Source organism: Asticcacaulis tiandongensis (genome assembly GCF_006475605.1).
Taxonomy (GTDB): domain Bacteria; phylum Pseudomonadota; class Alphaproteobacteria; order Caulobacterales; family Caulobacteraceae; genus Asticcacaulis; species Asticcacaulis tiandongensis.
In genome coordinates this window covers 858,675-875,677 of sequence record NZ_SSBC01000010.1, presented here as the reverse complement: position 1 = coordinate 875,677, position 17,003 = coordinate 858,675, and the positions used below count along the sequence as shown (strand labels likewise).

Sequence of the window (17,003 nt, the reverse complement as noted above, 5' to 3'; positions counted from 1 at the left end):
CAGGTTCAGGCTGAGGCAATTAAAAAGTCAGACAATTGACCTATTGCGATGTCCAGCCACCATCAATGGCTTGTAGCGAACCGGTGATCGAAGCGGCCATATCAGAGGCCAGAAAGGCTGCCAATGCGGCTACTTCGTCGGTGCTGACAAACTTTTTGGTCGGTTGCGCCGCCAGAAGCACGTCACGGATGACTTCTTCTTCGGTAATGCCACGGGCTTTGGCGGTGTCGGGGATCTGCTTTTCGACCAGAGGTGTCAGGACATAGCCCGGACAAATGGCGTTACAGGTCACGCCATGGGCCGCGCCTTCGAGAGCCACCGTCTTGGTCAGGCCGGCAATACCATGCTTGGCGGCGACATAGGCCGATTTGAACGGCGAGGCGACCAGCGCATGCGCCGAAGCGATATTGATGATTCGGCCAAAGCCATTGGCCTTCATGTCCTCAAAACTCAGGCGAATCGTGTGGAAGGCGCTGGAGAGGTTAAGTGCAATAATCATGTCCCACTTTTCAGGCGGGAAGGATTCGATAGGCGAGACATGCTGAATGCCGGCATTATTGACCAGAATGTCCAGCCCGCCCAGTTTTTGCCGCGTATCGGCGATCAGTGCTTCGATCTGATCCGGCTTTGTCAGGTCAGCGCCATTATAGGCAACCTTAACCCCATAGCTGCGTTCAAGCTCGGCGCGGGTGGCCTCAATTTCATCGGCGGGGCCGAAGCCGTTGAGCATGATGTTATGACCATCCGAGGCCAGCTTACAGGCAATCCCTAAGCCTATACCGCTGGTGGAACCGGTAATCAGGGCGTGACGCGGGGAGGGAGCGGATGCGGGCATAGGTCTTAAGCCTTGTCTTCTGAAGTCGTCTCAGGGGAGAGGGGTTCCGCACCCGGAGACGATGCGGCGATGTTGAGGGCCTGCTGGCCGCATTGTTCAACAAATTGCATGGTCGCGCGAGTCTGATTCTCACCGTACTTCAGACAGGTTCTGGCCCACTGATTCTGAAGCTCGGCAATTTCAGCGGCGTCACGTGTGGTGGTGGCCTTCTGCATCAGGGAAACCGCATCTCGGGTAAAGTCAGTGGTTTCCTGCGCGTAGCGGTGTGAGGAGGCCGAGATCATCTCAATGAGATTTACCAGACTGCGCGCGGCGAGTTGCTGCTGTGTGCCCATCAGTTTCAGGCCGGCTTCAAAAGGGGACGGTGGCTTACTCATGGGAAGTTCAATCTGTGTCTAAGGGTTCCGTTACAAGAGCTTAAAGCGGCCACATAAAAGTGTGAAACAGTTTTTATCGGGCCACCTCTGCCATGGGAGGCAGGTAACAGGATATATGTGTCATCTTGAAGGTCGGTTTGTATGATTTATGGTCTTATTTCTGAACGCATATGCCCCGCCGGGCTGAAAAATCGACGTTATAAAACTGACATAAAGTCAAAAAGATGCGTTGATTTTGCCGGAAAGAGATTTTTGGGGGCAAACCGGTGCTTAACGGAGCGGAAATATTCTTTTTTGAGAAAATAATTTTCAGTCGCGTCAAAAACATTAACTATCAGACATGTTTGAACTTTTGACCGATTTAGCCATGCTTTTGACTGTCTGTTGCTAAAATAACACGCGAAAAGTTAAAATGACCACCTTGACGTCTAAGCCAGGGTTAGGCTTCTTTAGGCACAAATCACTTATCTCAAGTGATGGCTATGTGATCATTGAGGGGTCATTATGGCAGGATAATGTGTGAAATGGTGCGGATGCTGTCAAAGAAACAGCGCGACCATGACGCAAATAGAGGGCTCACAGGGGATCTTTCGCCTATGCGGGAAGAAGGTGCCATGTGGGTCTATGGTTTTAACACGGGGGTAAACGCTTCCCCTAATATCCCTGGTCCGCCCTCTTATTAAGTGGGTTACGTCCTAATTCAGGAATTGGCGAAAAATGCTCGAACACAAGAAACACAATACGCTCATTGCCATGCTCGGTGCCGCCGCACTGCTGATGAGCGCCCCGACCTTTGCTGCTGCAGCGGTCGCTACGTCTCCGGTTGCTGCCGAAGCTTCGGTTGCGGCTGAACCTGTTGTTGAAGAGGCTGCGGCCGAAGAAACCACCGAAGCCGCGGCTTCGGGTCATGGTGAACTGACCGTTGCGGCCATGTTCATGATGGCCGTGCCGGTTGTTAAGGCCGTTATGATCGGTCTGGTTCTGGCGTCGATCATCTCCTGGGCCCTGCTGGTTATCAAGCTTCTCGAATTCTCCAGCCTTAACAAGTCGACCAACCGCTTCCTCGAAGATTTCCGTGGTGCGCGCTCGATCGCCGATATCAACCGTCTTGCCGTTTCTGACGAGCATGCCGGTAACCCACTGGCCGATATGGCCGCCGTGGCAACCGAAGAAGTTCAACTGTCCAAGCAAGCTGGTCTGGCTATCTCGGGTGAGCACCGTGAATCCACGCTGCACCGTGCGTCTCAGTCGATCAACGCCGTTCAGGCTGGTCTGGCCAAGCGTCTGTCCGGTGGCCTCGTGTTCCTTGCTTCGACCGGTTCTATCGGGCCGTTCGTTGGTCTGTTCGGTACGGTTTACGGTATCATGAACTCCTTCATCGGTATTGCTAACACAAACACAACCAACCTCGCCGTTGTGGCTCCGGGTATCGCTGAAGCCCTTCTGGCTACCGGTATCGGTCTGGCTGCCGCTATCCCGGCCGTTGTTATGTACAACGTATTCAACAGCATGATCGCTCAATACGGCACCCGTTCGGAACAGTTTGTTTCCGAACTGCTGAACTCGCTGTCGCGTCAGCTCGACAAAGGGGCATAATGTAAATGGGAGCCAAGCTATCCTCTGGCAGCGGCGGCTCGAAATTTCATATCGAGCAGAACAGCGATATTAACGTTACGCCGTTCGTCGATATTATGTTGGTGCTTTTGATTATCTTCATGGTGGCCGCCCCTATGGCCACCGTGTCGGTAGAAGTCAAATTGCCAACAGCCGTCGCCCCGCCCCAAGTCAACCCACCGAAGCCGATCTATATTTCCATTCAAGAGAGTGGTGACGTATTTATCGGCGATTATCCGACCTCGCTCGCTTCCATGGGCGCCGATATGAGAACTCAGATTGGCGAACGTGATCCTGAGAATGAGCGGATTTTCATTCGCTGTGACCGTAAGACGCGCTACGCCGATTTCATGCAGGTTATGAATGCCCTGCAGGATAACGGTTTCTACAGCGTGGCTCTGGTCGGCGAAGATGGTAATACGTAAAAGGGCATAGAAAATGGAAGAGACCCCCCACAGGCGTCGGGACCCTATTCTTGACCCGCCCGAGAACAAGAACAAATCAGCTATCTTCGTCGGTCTCGGCGTAGCAGCGGTTGTTCACGTTGCGCTCGGTTACTACATCTATAAAGAAAAGTTCGAAATCAAAGAGGTGGAGTATGTCGACACCAAGATTGATACCGAACTGATCGATCTGCCACCACCGCCACCTCCGCCTCCGCCACCTCCGCCGCCGCCGCCGGATCAACCGCCGCCGCCGCCGAAGTTGCAGATTCGGGAACCGGTAATCGCGCCTAACGCGCCTACGCCGCCGCCGCCAATTCAGGTGGAGCCGACCAAGCGTGAAGACCGCGTTGAGTACGAAGGCCCTCCAGCCGTCGTGCCCGGACCTCCGCCTCCGCCGGCGCCGCCTGCTCCGGCAGGTCCGCGTTACGTGCGGGCACAGTGGACCGTTCCGACCGGCCAGCAAATGGCGGATCTTTATCCGTCACGCGCTATCGATGCTGAAGTTGAAGGGTCTGTTGAGATCGATTGTCGTCTCAACTCTCAGGGCCGTATCACGGGTTGTGATATTATCTCTGAGAACCCAAGAAACTACGGTTTCGGTCAGGCAACTGTCAGAGGCTTCATGCGTCACGCCCGTGCAAGACCGGGTGAAGACGGTGAAATCCGCGATGGCGACCGCAGAAAGTTCCGCTTTACGTGGGTTCTTAACTAGGACCTTCCGTTTAACGGTAAAATTGAAAAGCCCTCCGGCCTTTGGGTCGGGGGGCTTTTTGTTGTCTTGTCAGGCTTCTGGCTCAGGAGTCACGCAACGGCGGGGTGTCAGGTTCTGAACTGTGAAGGGGTATGTGTTTGGCATGATGCCTTGTAATGCAAATATACATTGCATGCGCTGTTAGCTTGTTATACAAAGTATCGTGTGTAAACAAGCTGATGCGCTAAAGGCATCGGCCCGAACGGGAAAGGAATTCTGATGTCCGCTGCGCTCACCCCTGATCGTCGTTCTTTGTTATGCGATGCCGAGGCCCATCGACCTATGGCCCGATCGACCCTGATGGGCATAGGTATTGCCGTGCTGGTGCATGCGGGTCTGGCGCTTTATATAATCAATGAGCGCTTCGAGATCGTTGTGCCGCCCGCGCCGCCGGAAATCATTATTGAAGGCACGACGGTTACGCTGGATAAGCCAAAGCCTGAACCGAAACCGGTTGAGGATCAGCCGGTAAAGCAAACCCAGATAAAGATTCATACGCCGGTTAATGTGAGTGCGGCGACGCCTGACCCACTCCCTGTTGTCCTGACTCCGCCCGATGCGGTTGTCGGGCCGGTGACGGGGCCTGTAACCTCCATTTCCGGTAAACCGTCACAGATTTCCGAACCTGCGGGGCAAACCGGCCCCGTCTATGCCAGAGCGGTGTGGACACGGTTTCCGGACTCCGAAGTCATGATGCAGTATTATCCATCGCGGGCGCATGATGCAGAGATTGAAGGCAGTGCCACCGTATCCTGTGAAATCATTGATACAAAAGGACGTGTTGCCTGTACCACTTTGAATGAAGCGCCTGCCGGTTATGGTTTTGGACGGGCGACGGTCAGGGCGGTTGAGGCGCGCGGTCGTGCGGATACGGCGAAGGGCAATCTGCGTATTGGTGATGTGATGCTGGTTAAACTTAGCTGGACCCTGCAATAAGGAGTTATGTATCGCAGTGAGAGCCTCCGGACGTGTGCCGGAGGCTTTATGTATGGATAACTTATGCTGACTTTGACACCACGAGGCGGGTGAGGGATTGACGTGTGCGGTAAAACGCAACAGTTTGCCTTCAGAGATTTAAGGCCATCGCGGAAAAGGTTATAGGTTATGAAGCGCGCAAATCTGATGAAATTCGGCATAGCATCGGCTATGGTTCTGTTCGGTGGTGCGGCCCTGGTAGGCTGTGAGACCAACGAAACCCTTGGGCGCAGCCAGTTCCTTCTGGTGGATAATGCCGATCTGGCACCGACCGCGCTTCAGGGCTGGTCGGAAATGCTTAAGACCGCGAAAGTGTCTCGTGATGTCAGCCTGAACAATCGGGTGCGCACGGTAGGGGCGAAAATTGTCACCGCCGCCGGTTATAATGCCAGCGAGTGGGAATATGTCGTCTTTGAAAACGATCAGCCCAACGCTTTTGTCATTCCCGGTAACAAGATCGGCGTTAATACCGGCATGTTCAAGGTCGTGAAGAATGACGATCAACTGGCGGCGGTTCTGGGCCACGAAGCGGCGCATATTATTGGCAAGCATGCGGCTGAACGTTATTCGCAACAGTCTGCCGCGCAGATCGGCCTTCAGGTGGCGGTCGGGGCGACGGAGGGCCGTGTGCAACAGGCTGTGGCTAACTATGGGGGCTTAGGGGCGCAGTTGGGTCTGCTGTTGCCTTATTCACGCAAACACGAGCTGGAGGCCGACAAGATTGGCGTCGATATCATGGTGCGGGCGGGATACCGAGCCTCCGAAGCCGTAGCCTTATGGCGCAATATGCAGGCGCAGGGCGGGGCAGGCAACCCTGAGTTCATGTCCACACACCCGTCGGAAGCAACACGCATCAGCCAGCTTGAGGCCTATATCCAGCAAAGGGGCTATAAATAATTCAGTGGCAGGGCGTTAGACCCTGCCTTTTTTATGGGGGAAACAATGAAAATTAAGGTGTTTATCGCCACTGCGCTGGTTTTTTTCGGTGCCGAAACCGCTAAATCAGAGGGGCGGCAGCCTCAGGCGCCAAAACCGCATGAACAAAGTAATGTGGTTGTATCTCAGTTTCCGACGGTTGATGAAATGTTCAGGGCCATGCCTTCGCGGGCGCTTGATGATGAATTGAGTGGTGAGGCCTCTGTCGCTTGTGTCTGGGACGCTGAAGGCAGACCAAAGAATTGCCGTGTCACCGGCGAATCTCCTCGCGGGCAAGGTTTTGGTAAGGCCGCTGTTAAATTGGTGGAGCGCAAGGTTCGTGTGGATGTCGATGCTACTCGGGCGTTACCGGTCGTGCCGGATGAGGCGACATTCAGGTTTAGCTGGATACTAAATGATGTTCCTGAGCGGCCATAGGTTAATTGTCATAGTGATCCGGCGCTTTCTGTAATGGTTTCGGTGTAAAAGCGCAGAAAGGCTCTTGATCGGCGGCGCGTGAGGGGCTATGTCGTGCGCCTCCGCGATAGCGTGCCGTCTTAGCTCAATTGGTAGAGCGCCAGATTGTGGCTCTGGAGGTAGCTGGTTCGAAACCAGCAGACGGTACCATCGCGGATTTTCCCCTTTAGCCTTATTCTTTTGACTATGTCGCTATCGGGCGATCGGGAAGGATAGGGCGTGTCAGTTTCAGCCTATAGTCTGATCATCATTGGCGGCGGTGTGACCGGCCTGTGCGTGGGATTGCGGGCGCTGGATGTCGGATTTTCCGTAAAACTTATCAGCAAGGATGCGGTCGGCGAAACGACCTCGGCGCTTTCGGCAGGCATGATTGCGCCGGCGCTTGAGGCCATGACCGAGGCTGATCCGAAAGCTTCATTCATCCGTTATAAGGCCGCGCATGATTACTGGCGTGGGTTTGCCGAGAATGTTGGCCTGTCGGCGATTATAGATATGGCGCAACCGGCCGTGTGGTTGTGGTCAGGCGATAGCGGGCCTTCCGAAGACGAGATGCTGAAGCGGTTTGAAGATATGGGGGCCAAGGCCAAACCTGTGTCTGATGAGGGGCTGAAGGCTCTGGGCTATAAGGCCCCGTTTCAGGCCGCGGAAATTACCGGTGACTGGTTGCTGGCGGCAGAGCCGGTGCTTGGCTATCTGAAGTCCCTGTTTATCGAACGGGGTGGTCAGTGGATTGATGGAGAGGTGGCTTCGGTCAGTGGGACAGCGGTTAGCTTGCAGGATGGAACGGCGCTCGAGGCCGGTCAGGTGGCCGTGTGTGCCGGATATGAGTCTGTGGCCTTTGCGTCGGCATTAGCTTCATTGTCGGGCCTGAAGCCGATCAAGGGGCATTTGCTGGATGTCGCGGCCAAATCTGATCCGCAACTGGCGGGAAGGATTATCCGCGCGCCCTGGGGTTACTGGGTCAGCTATGAGGGCTTAAGCAAGTTCGGGGCGACCATGCAGTCGGGCCAGGGCGATACGGTTATAGAGCCTGCAATGGTCGAAAGCCTGACACAGAAGTCGGGCAAGATGGCTTCGCGCCTGTCGCCGTCACTTAAGGGCGCAACGCCGCGCGTAGGGGTGCGAGCCGCGACGGCGGACGGGTTACCGATAATTGGCCGTGACGCCCCAAGCGGGGTCTATGTCGCCACGGCCATGCGTCGAAACGGCTGGATTTACGCGCCCTATGCCGCGGAGGTGCTGGTGGCGCAGATGACCGGCATGCCGGTGCCGGAAGGGGCCGAGGACTACAGTCCTGACCGGATTAACGCCTGATTAACCATAAACTTTGATCATGCCCGTTATGACGGTATTTTCGACTCAAGGGGCAGGTGGACAGGGCGGGGTAATGGCCTCGATCACCCGTGCGTCTCAGGCGACCGGAGTTGACTTTTCATACCTTGTGAAAACGGCGCAGCGTGAAAGTTCGCTGAACCCCAAGGCCAAGGCCCCGACTTCATCGGCGGCGGGGCTGTTTCAGTTCATTGAGCAGACCTGGCTGGCAACCGTCAAATCCCACGGGGCCAAGCATGGCTATGGGGCCTATGCCAGTCAGATCGTAAAGGGCGAGGGCGGGCGCTATTATGTGCCTGATGCCCGTGCGCGTCAGCAGGTGCTGGGCTTGCGCTACGACCCTGACGCGGCCTCGGTGATGGCGGCGGAACTGACGGCGGGTCATGCGGCCTATCTTAAGGGGCGCACGGGCCGTCAGCCCAATGCCGGTGAGCTTTATGCGGCACATTTTCTGGGGCCAGCTGGGGCGGCGAATCTGATCAAGGCGACGCAGACCAGTCCCAATGCTTCGGCGGCAGCGCTGTTTCCGCAAGCCGCGGGTGCCAACCGCTCGATTTTTTACAAGAACGGCCAGCCGGTAACGGTGACGGCCCTGATGACGAACCTGAGCTCCAAGGCGGGGGGGCAGGTGAATATAGCGCCCGTTGCGCCGCAAATGACCAATCCCTATGAGGGCATGTTCCTCACCCGCCTTGAGGGGGTGCAGTCGGACGCCATGTTACTTAATCTGGCGTTTGGCAATGGATCTGGCGAGCAGAGCTTGTTGTTTGCCACACAACTGATGGCAGCTTTCGGGCCGGAGAAGGAAGAGAGCCAAAAGGGCGGCTTCGTTTAGAGATCGTTCCTAAGGGGTGAAAAAAATGCCCCCTCCGCCTCGACTACGCTCGGCACCTCCCCCGTACGCTGCGCTACAGGGGAGGATGTAAGCGTTCTGACTTCGTAAAACAGGTGAGTATGGAAGATATCACACACCTCGGGGCAAACGGGTGCAGGGCCTGAGGCCCTGCCTCTTTTAATCGTAACCGGAGCGCCTACATAAGAGGTTTGGCTGGCTTGAGGTGTACGCATGACCCCGTTTTCCATTCTTGATTTGTCGCAGATATGTGAAGGGGCGGGGGCATCCGAGGCGCTGGCCAACTCGGCGAAGCTGGCGCAGGCGGCGGAAAAGCTGGGCTATAGCCGGTTCTGGGTGGCGGAACATCATGGGATGCCGGGGATTGCCTCGGCGGCGACATCGATCGTCATTGCCCATGTGGGGCATCATACACAAAGCATACGTATCGGGGCGGGCGGGATTATGCTGCCCAACCATGCGCCCTTTGTCATTGCCGAGCAGTTCGGCACGCTTGAGGCCTTGTTCCCCAAGCGGGTCGATCTGGGGCTGGGGCGGGCACCGGGGAGTGATATGCGTACCAATCGCGCGCTTCGGCGCACGTTGGACGGCAGTGTCGATCAGTTCCCGCAGGATGTCATGGAACTGATGGCCTATATGGGTGATGAAAGCGATGAGGCGCGTCTGAGAGCCATTCCGGGGGAAGGCAGTCATGTGCCGGTGTGGATTCTAGGCTCAAGTCTTTATGGCGCACAATTGGCGGCGCAACTGGGGCTGCCTTATGCCTTTGCCTCACATTTTGCACCGGATTACCTGTTTCAGGCGATACGTGTTTACCGGTCACAGTACAGGCCGTCAGAGGCGCACCCTGAGCCGCGTGTGATGGTGGGGATTATGGGGGTAGGGGCCGATACGGACGACGAAGCGCAATATCTGTTTTCGTCGATGCAGCAGAGTTTTGCGGCGATGCGGCGCAATGAGCGTATCCGCTTTCCCAAGCCGGTGCGTGGGCTTCAGTTAACGCCGGACGAGGCGTCTATGGTCAATCATATGCTGCAATTTGCTGTGGTTGGCGGGCCTGAGACGGTCAGGGCCAAGGTAGAACATTTTCTGGAAGCGACGGGGGCGGATGAACTGATTATTTCGATGCCCATCCATGATTTTGATGCACGTGTCCGGTCTGCGGAAATATTCGCACAGACCGGACTGATGCAAAGTGCCTTATCAGACGGTAATGCCGCCTAAGGCACCGAGAACGCCAAATACATTAAGCAGCCAGATAACAACGGCGATGACGACAACGCCGTTAAGGATGCCTTTGATCTTGCCGTCCATGGGAATGTAAGCGTTTACCAGCCAGAGCAGGACGCCTACGACAATCAGGACAACGACCACATTTAAAAGGGGCATATTCGGTTCCTCCGTTGAATGCGCGGAAAATTGCGCAGAAAATCAGATAACCAGACTATGTCCCCGACTCTCAGGTTTAAATCCGCAGGCGAAGGCTGAAACATAAGGGTGGCATAAGAAAATACCGCTGCCGCCCTTATGGGTTTTTAATACCGTTCATTGATCTTAAGCTGTTTGTCGCCCAGTTTGATATCGGACCATTCAGGCCTTGCCAACTGGATGCGGCCCTCGGTGAAGGCTTTGACGGAGGCCTCATTCAGGTCATAACTGACCTTCAGGATTTCCCATTTTTCATCCTTCAGCCTGTAGATATGCAGGGCCTTATCCTTACGGATGAGGAGTTCAGGCTGGTTGTCACCATTCAGGTCAATCAGGGCGGCATCGCAGACACCGGTATTCAGGCAGGGCGCAGAGGCATATTCATTTTCGGCATTGAAGGCTTGCGACAGGAAGCTTTGAGGCAGGGTGGCGCCTGCGGGATAGACCAGCCTGTAGTTTTTGGCCTCAGGTGTTTTGGCCGCAAGTTTACCACCGTCAAAATCATAGAGGTTTTGAGAAGCCTTCGCCTTGGTGGCCAGATCGCGAATGGTTTGCGTCTTGCCGTCGGTAATCAGTTTATCAATTGCACGTTCGCCATAGCCGGCGGTTTTAAAACGCAGGAGTTGCCAGTCAAAGGCTTCGGGGGTGACCTCACCGGCATTGAGGCGGGCGATCTGACTGTCGACGCTCAGGCGGGCTGGTGAGGCAATGGGCGTCAGGACGGCGATGAAGATTGCAACCTTGGTGATGGCCAGGCCGATATTGAAGGGCTCAAGGAGGCGCAGCCAGCGGCCGGGCATGACCGCGGCAATGGCGTAGGCCACACCATAGAGCAGGGCCACAATTACCCCGATAAAGGCGATGATGCGTGACGGTGTCAGACCGTATTGTCCGACGCGCAGGCTGAGGCCCACGGCGGCGAGGATGGCAAACACCAGAAGCAACAGAGCGGCGGCGCGGGCGGTCAGTTTCAGGACAATATTGACGGGACGCTCTTCGTCACCCTGCTGATAGGCGGCGTTGATCAGCAGAACCATCGCCAGACAGGCCCCCAAAAGCGTGCCGGTGGCGGCCCTTGTGGCCCAGAGCGGTTGCAGGCCGCTGAAGAACAGGCTCACGACAAAGATGAGGCCGACGACAACAATTACCGGCAAGAGCCACGACAGAACCCCGAGAATCAGGGCGCGGACATTGGCCAGAAGTTTGGTCTGAACGTCGCTTAAATGTACCGAGGCGGCGAAGGCAAGGCCTGAGAGCGGGTAAGCAACGTAGGTTTCCTCAAGCAGGTCACCGAACCATTCAAAGCCGATGAATTTCAGCAAAGCGGCCCCGAGCCACAATATGCCCCAGAACAGGCCGGTGAACAGAAGGCTTAGGGCCAGTTGTACGCCGCGTTTCCAGGCCTGATCGAAATAGACCTCATAGGGCGCAATGGGTTTGCGGGCCTGATCGGCGCTTGAGATCAGTTCGTGGGCAATGAACAGCAGGGGGTAGACAAGGAAGGTATCGGCATGGAACATGAAGCTGTAGCCACGGAAAGCCTCGCCTTCGCTTTGTGACCAGCCGATAAGCAAAAGCAGCAGAAAGGCTGTGATTGTCCACGCCGCAAGTGACAGGCGGCGCATGGCACCGGCACCGGCCCAGACAACAAAGGCGGTCAGGGCCACTGAGGCAAACAGGATGCGGTTCCACACCATCTCAGGCGGCCAGACGTTGTAATTGCCGTCCTGCGTCTTGCGGAAGGCGTCAATCTGCTCGGAGAGAAAGGCCAGTAACAGGCCGAAGACAAGGCCCACCGCCAGACGGAGATACAGGGCCTGACGGTCGGATAGCGGCGTATTGTATTTTGCGAGCATGATCTTCCCCGAATGTTTGTGCCGACTATGGGCCAAAAATCGGGGACTGTCAGCGGGTTAAATGCGGCCCATGGTCGTGGGGCCGTCATAGGCAGAGGAATGAATCGGCAGATTTTCCGGATCAAGGCCGGTCATGTGCCATGCGCTTCCGGTCTGGTCATAGCGTACCGGCGCGGCATTTGGGCTTGAGTACATCTCGCCCAGAAACACCCTGGCTATGGCGCGGAAGGGGATGCCATGCGAGACAAACAGGCAGGCCTCGCCGCCTGAGCGGTGTTCGTTGACGGCTTCGGAGACGCGGTCAATGACCTGAGACAGGGTCTCGGCATCGGTCGGATAGTGCTTGCCGTCGAGATCCGCCTCAGGGCGCATGTGGATGGCCATTTCGGCACGATGGGTGACGACTTCTTCAAGCGTCAGGCCTTCGAACACACCAAAGCTGCGTTCAATGATGCGGGGATCGACCTCGACCGGCAAACCCAGTGTTTCGGCGACAATCGAAGCGGTTTCATGGGCGCGCGACAGGGGGCTCGCGATAATGCGGTCAATGGACTGATCTTTAAGGAAGCGGGCGGCGGTACGCGCCTGAAGCCTGCCATTGTCATTCAGGGGGATATCCGTCGATCCCTGAAGGCGCAATTGGGCGTTCCAGTCTGTTTGACCGTGCCTGAGAACAAAAAACATGGATTAAAGCTCCGCCTTAATGCGTTCAGCAAGCGCTTTAAGCTTATCTGTATCGGCCATCTGGCCCGATGCGTGCGGGGCTTCGCTCTGACTGTCATAGGCTGGAATAATATGAAAGTGGATGTGAAACACCGTCTGACCGGCAGGTTCCCCATTGAACTGAGCGATGCGGATACCATCAGGGGTCAGGGCCTTATTGACCGCCTGAGCCACCAGCTGTGTCTTTACAATCAGGTTTTGCAGGGCGTCAGGGGCAATATCCAGAAGATTACGCGCCTCAGACTTGGGGATGACCAGCGTATGGCCTTCGGATTGCGGAAACACGTCCATGAAGCTTAAGACCGTATCGTCCTCATAGACCTTCACAGCCGGAATTTCGCCGCGTATAATTTTGGCGAAAATGTTTTGCGGGTCATAGGTTCCGGTCAGGCTCATTATCCTGTCTCCATCTGGATTCTGTTGGGTCCCACTCTTAAAGGACTATGCTTTCAGGGCCAAGAGGGTTAAGGGAAGGCTATGAGTAAAGAAGTCAAAACCCTGTATATCGGCGAAGGCGAAGACGGCACCCGTGTTGATCGCTTCATCAAGCGTCGCTGGCCGCATATCAACCACGTCATGCTGAACAAGCTGTTGCGTTCCGGTCAGGTGCGTGTGGACGGCAGCCGCGTCAAGGCCGATACGCGCCTTGTGGCCGGTCAGACCGTGCGTGTGCCCCCTCTGCCGGATGCGCCGTCCGAAGATCAGCAAAAGCGCGAACGGGCGACCTTAAGCCCGCAGGAAATCCGCTACGCCAAGTCTCTGGTGCTGTTTGAGGATGATTATGTCATCGCCATCAACAAGCCTTCGGGGCTGGCCGTTCAGGGTGGCACCAAGACGAAAAACCATATCGACCGGCTGCTGTCGGCGTGGGGTGAGGGGCTTGAGCGTCCGCGTCTGGTGCACCGGCTTGACCGCGATACGTCGGGCGTTCTGCTGCTGGGCAAGACACCGGCAGCCGCAGCGCGTCTGGCGGGAGCCTTTGCCAAGCGCAAGGCCTATAAGACCTACTGGGCGCTGGTGGCCGGTACGCCTGACCCCAAGGAAGGCGTCATTGATGTGCCCCTGATCAAAAAGGGCTTCAATGACCGCGAAATCGTCATGCCCGCTGATCCGAAGGAGCCGGGGGCAGAGGTGGCGGAAACCGAATATGTGACCATTTCACGTGCTGCGCACCGGCTGGCGTGGATGGCGTTGCGTCCACATACCGGCCGCACGCACCAGCTTCGGGCGCATATGCAGGCCATTGGTCATTGTATCCTGGGCGATCCGAAATATGCCGATGACCTGAGCCGTCCTTTGTCGGAAGGGCTGGGGTTGCAACTGCACCACCGCCGGATCGAACTGCCGCATCCGTCGCACGGAACGCTGATTGTCGAGGCACCGCTTGATCCGGTCATTGCTGCCGGATTTGAGCGTTATGGTTTTGATGAATACGAAGCGTCACCTGAACCGTTCCGCAAGGTGCAAAAGATTTCCAGACGATAGTGAGTGCGTCCATGCGTTTGGCTGTATTTGATGTAGATGGCACCCTGATCGACAGTCGGGCCTCTATCTTTCGGGCGGCGGTTGAGGCGGCGCACCGTATCAATATTGAGCCGCCGACCTATGATCAGGTGCGTGGCATTGTTGGCCTGTCTTTGTTTGAGGCATTGGAGGCCATGCGGCCAGACCTCGATCCGGAAACCATTGCCGCCTATACGCGTGAGTTTCAGAACGCCTTTATCACCTTCCATGCCGAGCCGGATTTCAGTGAAGACCTCTATGCCGGTGCGCAGGAAACCCTTTTGCGCCTCAAAAATGATAACTGGCTGATCGGCATGGCGACAGGTAATTCGCGGCGCGGGGTGACGCGGATACTGGCGCATTATGGCTGGGAAGATATTTTCGATGTCACCTTCTGCGCCGACGATGGGCCGTCAAAGCCCCATCCGCATATGCTGGAATGTAATATGAAGGCGTTGGGCGTCGGGGCGCACCAGACATTGATGATCGGCGATGCCACCTATGATATCCGTATGGCGCGGTCCGCCGGTGCCTATGCGGTGGGCGTGTCGTGGGGCTTTCATACGGTGTCCGAACTTGAGGCCGCAGGCGCGCATGAAATTGTCGATGATTATACGGCGTTGAACCGGACGCTGGATCAGTTTTCATCTGAAGTTCTGAAAGCAAGTCTCTGATATGACTGACTATAAGGCCGAAGCGCCGTCAAAGCGTGTGGATCAGTTGGGCAATCGCCCGAAGCGCTTCTGGAAAGAGGTAGCCTTTGCTGCCATCAGTGGCGGGTTTGCGGTGTCACTTGATAAACGTGCAGTCAAAACGCCAAAGGGCGAAGTGCTGAGCCTGCCCAATCCGGCGGTAGCGGCGCTGGTGGCGCGTGAGTGGGAAGCGGTTGAGGACTATGTGGACTATGCCGCCATGCCCCTGACGCGGCTGGGATTTGCGGCTATTGATCACCTTAAGGACGCAGAAGGCGCGGTGGCCGAGGCGTCGCGTTATGCGGAAACCGATCTGGTGGCCTATCCGTCAGACTATCCGCAGGCGCTGATTGAGCGGGAAGCGGCGGCGTGGGAGCCGGTCATTGGCTGGCTTAAGGCAGAACTGGGACTGGAGATCGTTCAGAACCGCTCGATTATGCATAAGCCGCAACCTGAGGCTACGGTTGCCGGTATCGGGGCGTTGGTTGCGGCGGCGACGCCCTATGAGCGGGCAGGGCTGATGGCGGCGACGCCCTTACTCGGGTCCGTGGTGCTGGCGATTGCCCTGTGGAAGGGACATTTGAGTGGAGAGGCGGCCTTTGAGGCGTCGCGCGTCGGTGAGGCCTTTCAGGTCGAAACCTGGGGCGATGATGCCGAGGCCCGTCAACGGGCCGAGTCGCACAAGGCCGATGTGATTAGCCTTGAGGCGTGGTTTAAGGCCTTACGGTAAGAATACCCAGCCGTCCTTTAAAAATCCTCCTCCCCATCGCAGGCGACAGGGGGGAGAAAAAATCAGAGGGCGACCTCATAGGCGGCTTCGGTGCTGGCCGCGATGTCCTCAAGCGTCACATCGGGGGCCAGTTCGATCAGGCGCAGGCCTGAGCCATCGGGTTTGACCTCAAACACCCCAAGCGTGGTGATAATCAGGCTGACGACGCCGGTGCCGGTCAGGGGCAGTTCGCAGGCCTTAAGCACCTTGGATTCACCGTGTTTGCTGGTGTGTTCCATGACCACAACGACGCGTTTGACGCCCGCCACCAGATCCATCGCTCCGCCCATGCCCTTGACGAGCTTGCCGGGTATCATCCAGTTGGCGATATCGCCGTTTTCGGCTACTTCCATCGCTCCTAAAATGGTCAGGTTGATGTGACCGCCACGGATCATGGCGAATGAGTCCGATGATGAAAAATAGCTGGTTTCATCCAGTTCGGTGATGGTCTGCTTGCCGGCATTGATCAGGTCGGGATCGACCTCATCATCATAGGGAAAGGGCCCCATGCCCAGCATGCCGTTTTCCGATTGAAAGGTGACGGTCATGCCTTCGGGGATATGGTTGGCCACAAGGGTCGGAATGCCGATCCCCAGATTGACGTAATAGCCGTCCTGTAATTCTTTGGCGGCGCGTTTGGCGAGGTCGTCTCTTGTCCAGACCATTATACACTCTCCTTTTGTGCGCTGTTATCTTGTGCTAACGCTTCGCTTCTTGAGCGCGTGGTGCGCTGCTCAATACGTTTCTCGAACGTGCCCTTGACGATGCGATCGACATAGATGCCCGGTGTATGGATGTGGTCAGGATCAATTGAACCCGTGGGTACGATTTCCTCGACCTCGACGACCGTGACCTTACCGGCAGTGGCCATGATCGGGTTGAAGTTACGTGCCGTCTTACGGAAGATCAGATTGCCGCGTTCGTCGGCCTTCCAGGCCTTGATGATCGACAGGTCAGCCACAAGGCCGGTCTCAAGGATATAGCGGCGTCCGTCGAAGGTCTTTTCTTCCTTGCCTTCGGCCACCAGTGTGCCGACGCCTGTAGCGGTATAGAAGGCGGGGATGCCCGCACCACCGGCACGGATGCGCTCGGCCAGAGTCCCTTGCGGGTTAAACTCAAGCTCAAGCTCACCCGACAGGTACTGACGCTCAAATTCCTTGTTTTCGCCGACATAGGACGAGATCATCTTTTTGATCTGGTGGGTGTTGAGAAGCTGACCCAGACCGAAGCCATCGACACCGGCATTGTTGGAGATAACCGTCAGGCCCTTGACGCCGGAATCGCGTACCGCGGCGATCAGGTTTTCCGGTATGCCGCACAGGCCAAAGCCACCGGCCATAATCGTCAGGTCGTCGCGCAGAAGTCCTTCGAGGGCCTCCGCAGCGGAATTGTATATCTTGCCGGATGTTCCCATCAGGGCGCTCCTCCACAGGTCGTAATTTGACTTGCACCGAGCC

Annotated in this window: 20 protein-coding genes and 1 tRNA gene; 13 read left to right on the top strand and 8 right to left on the bottom strand. The window is 56.5% G+C overall.

Features of this window, described 5'->3' with window-relative positions:
* Positions 1-40: 40 nt before the first annotated feature.
* Positions 41-835, bottom strand: coding sequence for a 3-hydroxybutyrate dehydrogenase (locus tag E5201_RS08205; protein ID WP_140985559.1), 795 nt, complete (start codon positions 833-835; stop codon positions 41-43).
* Positions 836-840: 5 nt separating this feature from the next.
* On the bottom strand, positions 841-1,212 hold the full coding sequence (locus E5201_RS08200; protein WP_140985558.1) for a phasin: 372 nt from the start codon (positions 1,210-1,212) through the stop codon (positions 841-843).
* A gap of 717 nt (positions 1,213-1,929) precedes the next feature.
* Between E5201_RS08200 and E5201_RS08195 the strand changes: the two genes are divergently transcribed.
* The 10 genes from E5201_RS08195 to E5201_RS08150 all read left to right on the top strand — a co-directional run bounded on the left by E5201_RS08195 (position 1,930) and on the right by E5201_RS08150 (position 9,799).
* Positions 1,930-2,808, top strand: coding sequence for a MotA/TolQ/ExbB proton channel family protein (locus E5201_RS08195; protein WP_140985557.1), 879 nt, complete (start codon positions 1,930-1,932; stop codon positions 2,806-2,808).
* Between the two features lie 5 nt (positions 2,809-2,813).
* A complete protein-coding gene (locus E5201_RS08190) occupies positions 2,814-3,251 on the top strand; it encodes an ExbD/TolR family protein (protein WP_140985556.1) in 438 nt (145 codons plus the stop codon).
* A gap of 13 nt (positions 3,252-3,264) precedes the next feature.
* Entirely contained in the window at positions 3,265-3,984 is a 720-nt protein-coding gene (locus tag E5201_RS08185; protein ID WP_140985555.1) for an energy transducer TonB, read from the top strand.
* 258 nt (positions 3,985-4,242) lie between these two features.
* The gene (locus tag E5201_RS08180) at positions 4,243-4,959 is read left to right on the top strand and encodes a hypothetical protein (RefSeq protein WP_140985554.1); all 717 of its coding nucleotides are present in this window, start codon (positions 4,243-4,245) and stop codon (positions 4,957-4,959) included.
* A gap of 168 nt (positions 4,960-5,127) precedes the next feature.
* Positions 5,128-5,895, top strand: coding sequence for a M48 family metallopeptidase (locus tag E5201_RS08175; RefSeq protein WP_140985553.1), 768 nt, complete (start codon positions 5,128-5,130; stop codon positions 5,893-5,895).
* A 45-nt stretch (positions 5,896-5,940) separates the two neighbouring features.
* Positions 5,941-6,351 carry an energy transducer TonB gene (locus E5201_RS08170; RefSeq protein WP_181404570.1) on the top strand — a complete coding sequence of 137 codons (411 nt, stop codon included), beginning with the start codon at positions 5,941-5,943 and terminating at the stop codon, positions 6,349-6,351.
* A 113-nt stretch (positions 6,352-6,464) separates the two neighbouring features.
* A tRNA-His gene (locus tag E5201_RS08165) sits at positions 6,465-6,540 on the top strand.
* 69 nt (positions 6,541-6,609) lie between these two features.
* On the top strand, positions 6,610-7,704 hold the full coding sequence (locus tag E5201_RS08160; RefSeq protein WP_140985551.1) for an NAD(P)/FAD-dependent oxidoreductase: 1,095 nt from the start codon (positions 6,610-6,612) through the stop codon (positions 7,702-7,704).
* A gap of 73 nt (positions 7,705-7,777) precedes the next feature.
* The gene (locus E5201_RS08155) at positions 7,778-8,557 is read left to right on the top strand and encodes a transglycosylase SLT domain-containing protein (protein WP_342774721.1); all 780 of its coding nucleotides are present in this window, start codon (positions 7,778-7,780) and stop codon (positions 8,555-8,557) included.
* Between the two features lie 231 nt (positions 8,558-8,788).
* Entirely contained in the window at positions 8,789-9,799 is a 1,011-nt protein-coding gene (locus tag E5201_RS08150) for an LLM class flavin-dependent oxidoreductase (protein ID WP_140985549.1), read from the top strand.
* On the opposite strand, the gene E5201_RS08145 is transcribed toward E5201_RS08150, so the two are convergent.
* From E5201_RS08145 to E5201_RS08130, 4 genes are all read right to left on the bottom strand, one after another.
* Positions 9,779-9,964, bottom strand: a complete 186-nt coding sequence (locus tag E5201_RS08145) for a Thivi_2564 family membrane protein (RefSeq protein ID WP_140985548.1) — start codon at positions 9,962-9,964, stop codon at positions 9,779-9,781. The genes E5201_RS08150 and E5201_RS08145 overlap by 21 nt on opposite strands.
* A gap of 146 nt (positions 9,965-10,110) precedes the next feature.
* The gene (locus tag E5201_RS08140) at positions 10,111-11,859 is read right to left on the bottom strand and encodes a DUF4153 domain-containing protein (RefSeq protein ID WP_140985547.1); all 1,749 of its coding nucleotides are present in this window, start codon (positions 11,857-11,859) and stop codon (positions 10,111-10,113) included.
* A 57-nt stretch (positions 11,860-11,916) separates the two neighbouring features.
* Positions 11,917-12,543, bottom strand: a complete 627-nt coding sequence (locus tag E5201_RS08135; protein WP_140985546.1) for a histidine phosphatase family protein — start codon at positions 12,541-12,543, stop codon at positions 11,917-11,919.
* A 3-nt stretch (positions 12,544-12,546) separates the two neighbouring features.
* Complete coding sequence (locus E5201_RS08130; RefSeq protein ID WP_140985545.1) at positions 12,547-12,978, bottom strand: HIT family protein; 432 nt, start codon at positions 12,976-12,978, stop codon at positions 12,547-12,549.
* Between the two features lie 81 nt (positions 12,979-13,059).
* On the opposite strand from E5201_RS08130, the gene E5201_RS08125 reads away from it, so the two are divergent.
* The 3 genes from E5201_RS08125 to E5201_RS08115 are packed head-to-tail and all read left to right on the top strand — an operon-like array spanning position 13,060 to position 15,507.
* The gene (locus E5201_RS08125; protein WP_140985544.1) at positions 13,060-14,067 is read left to right on the top strand and encodes an RluA family pseudouridine synthase; all 1,008 of its coding nucleotides are present in this window, start codon (positions 13,060-13,062) and stop codon (positions 14,065-14,067) included.
* Positions 14,068-14,078: 11 nt separating this feature from the next.
* Positions 14,079-14,759, top strand: a complete 681-nt coding sequence (locus E5201_RS08120) for an HAD-IA family hydrolase (protein WP_140985543.1) — start codon at positions 14,079-14,081, stop codon at positions 14,757-14,759.
* 1 nt (position 14,760) lies between these two features.
* Positions 14,761-15,507: an ATP12 family chaperone protein gene (locus tag E5201_RS08115; protein WP_140985542.1), complete on the top strand. Its 747-nt coding sequence runs from the start codon at positions 14,761-14,763 to the stop codon at positions 15,505-15,507.
* A 62-nt stretch (positions 15,508-15,569) separates the two neighbouring features.
* Here E5201_RS08115 and E5201_RS08110 read toward each other — a convergent pair whose 3' ends face one another.
* Entirely contained in the window at positions 15,570-16,211 is a 642-nt protein-coding gene (locus E5201_RS08110) for a 3-oxoacid CoA-transferase subunit B (RefSeq protein ID WP_140985541.1), read from the bottom strand.
* Positions 16,211-16,960 (bottom strand): CoA transferase subunit A, encoded by a 750-nt coding sequence (locus tag E5201_RS08105; RefSeq protein WP_140985540.1) that lies wholly within the window; start codon positions 16,958-16,960, stop codon positions 16,211-16,213. The genes E5201_RS08110 and E5201_RS08105 overlap by 1 nt, the downstream gene beginning before the upstream one ends.
* Between the last annotated feature and the right edge of the window lie 43 nt (positions 16,961-17,003).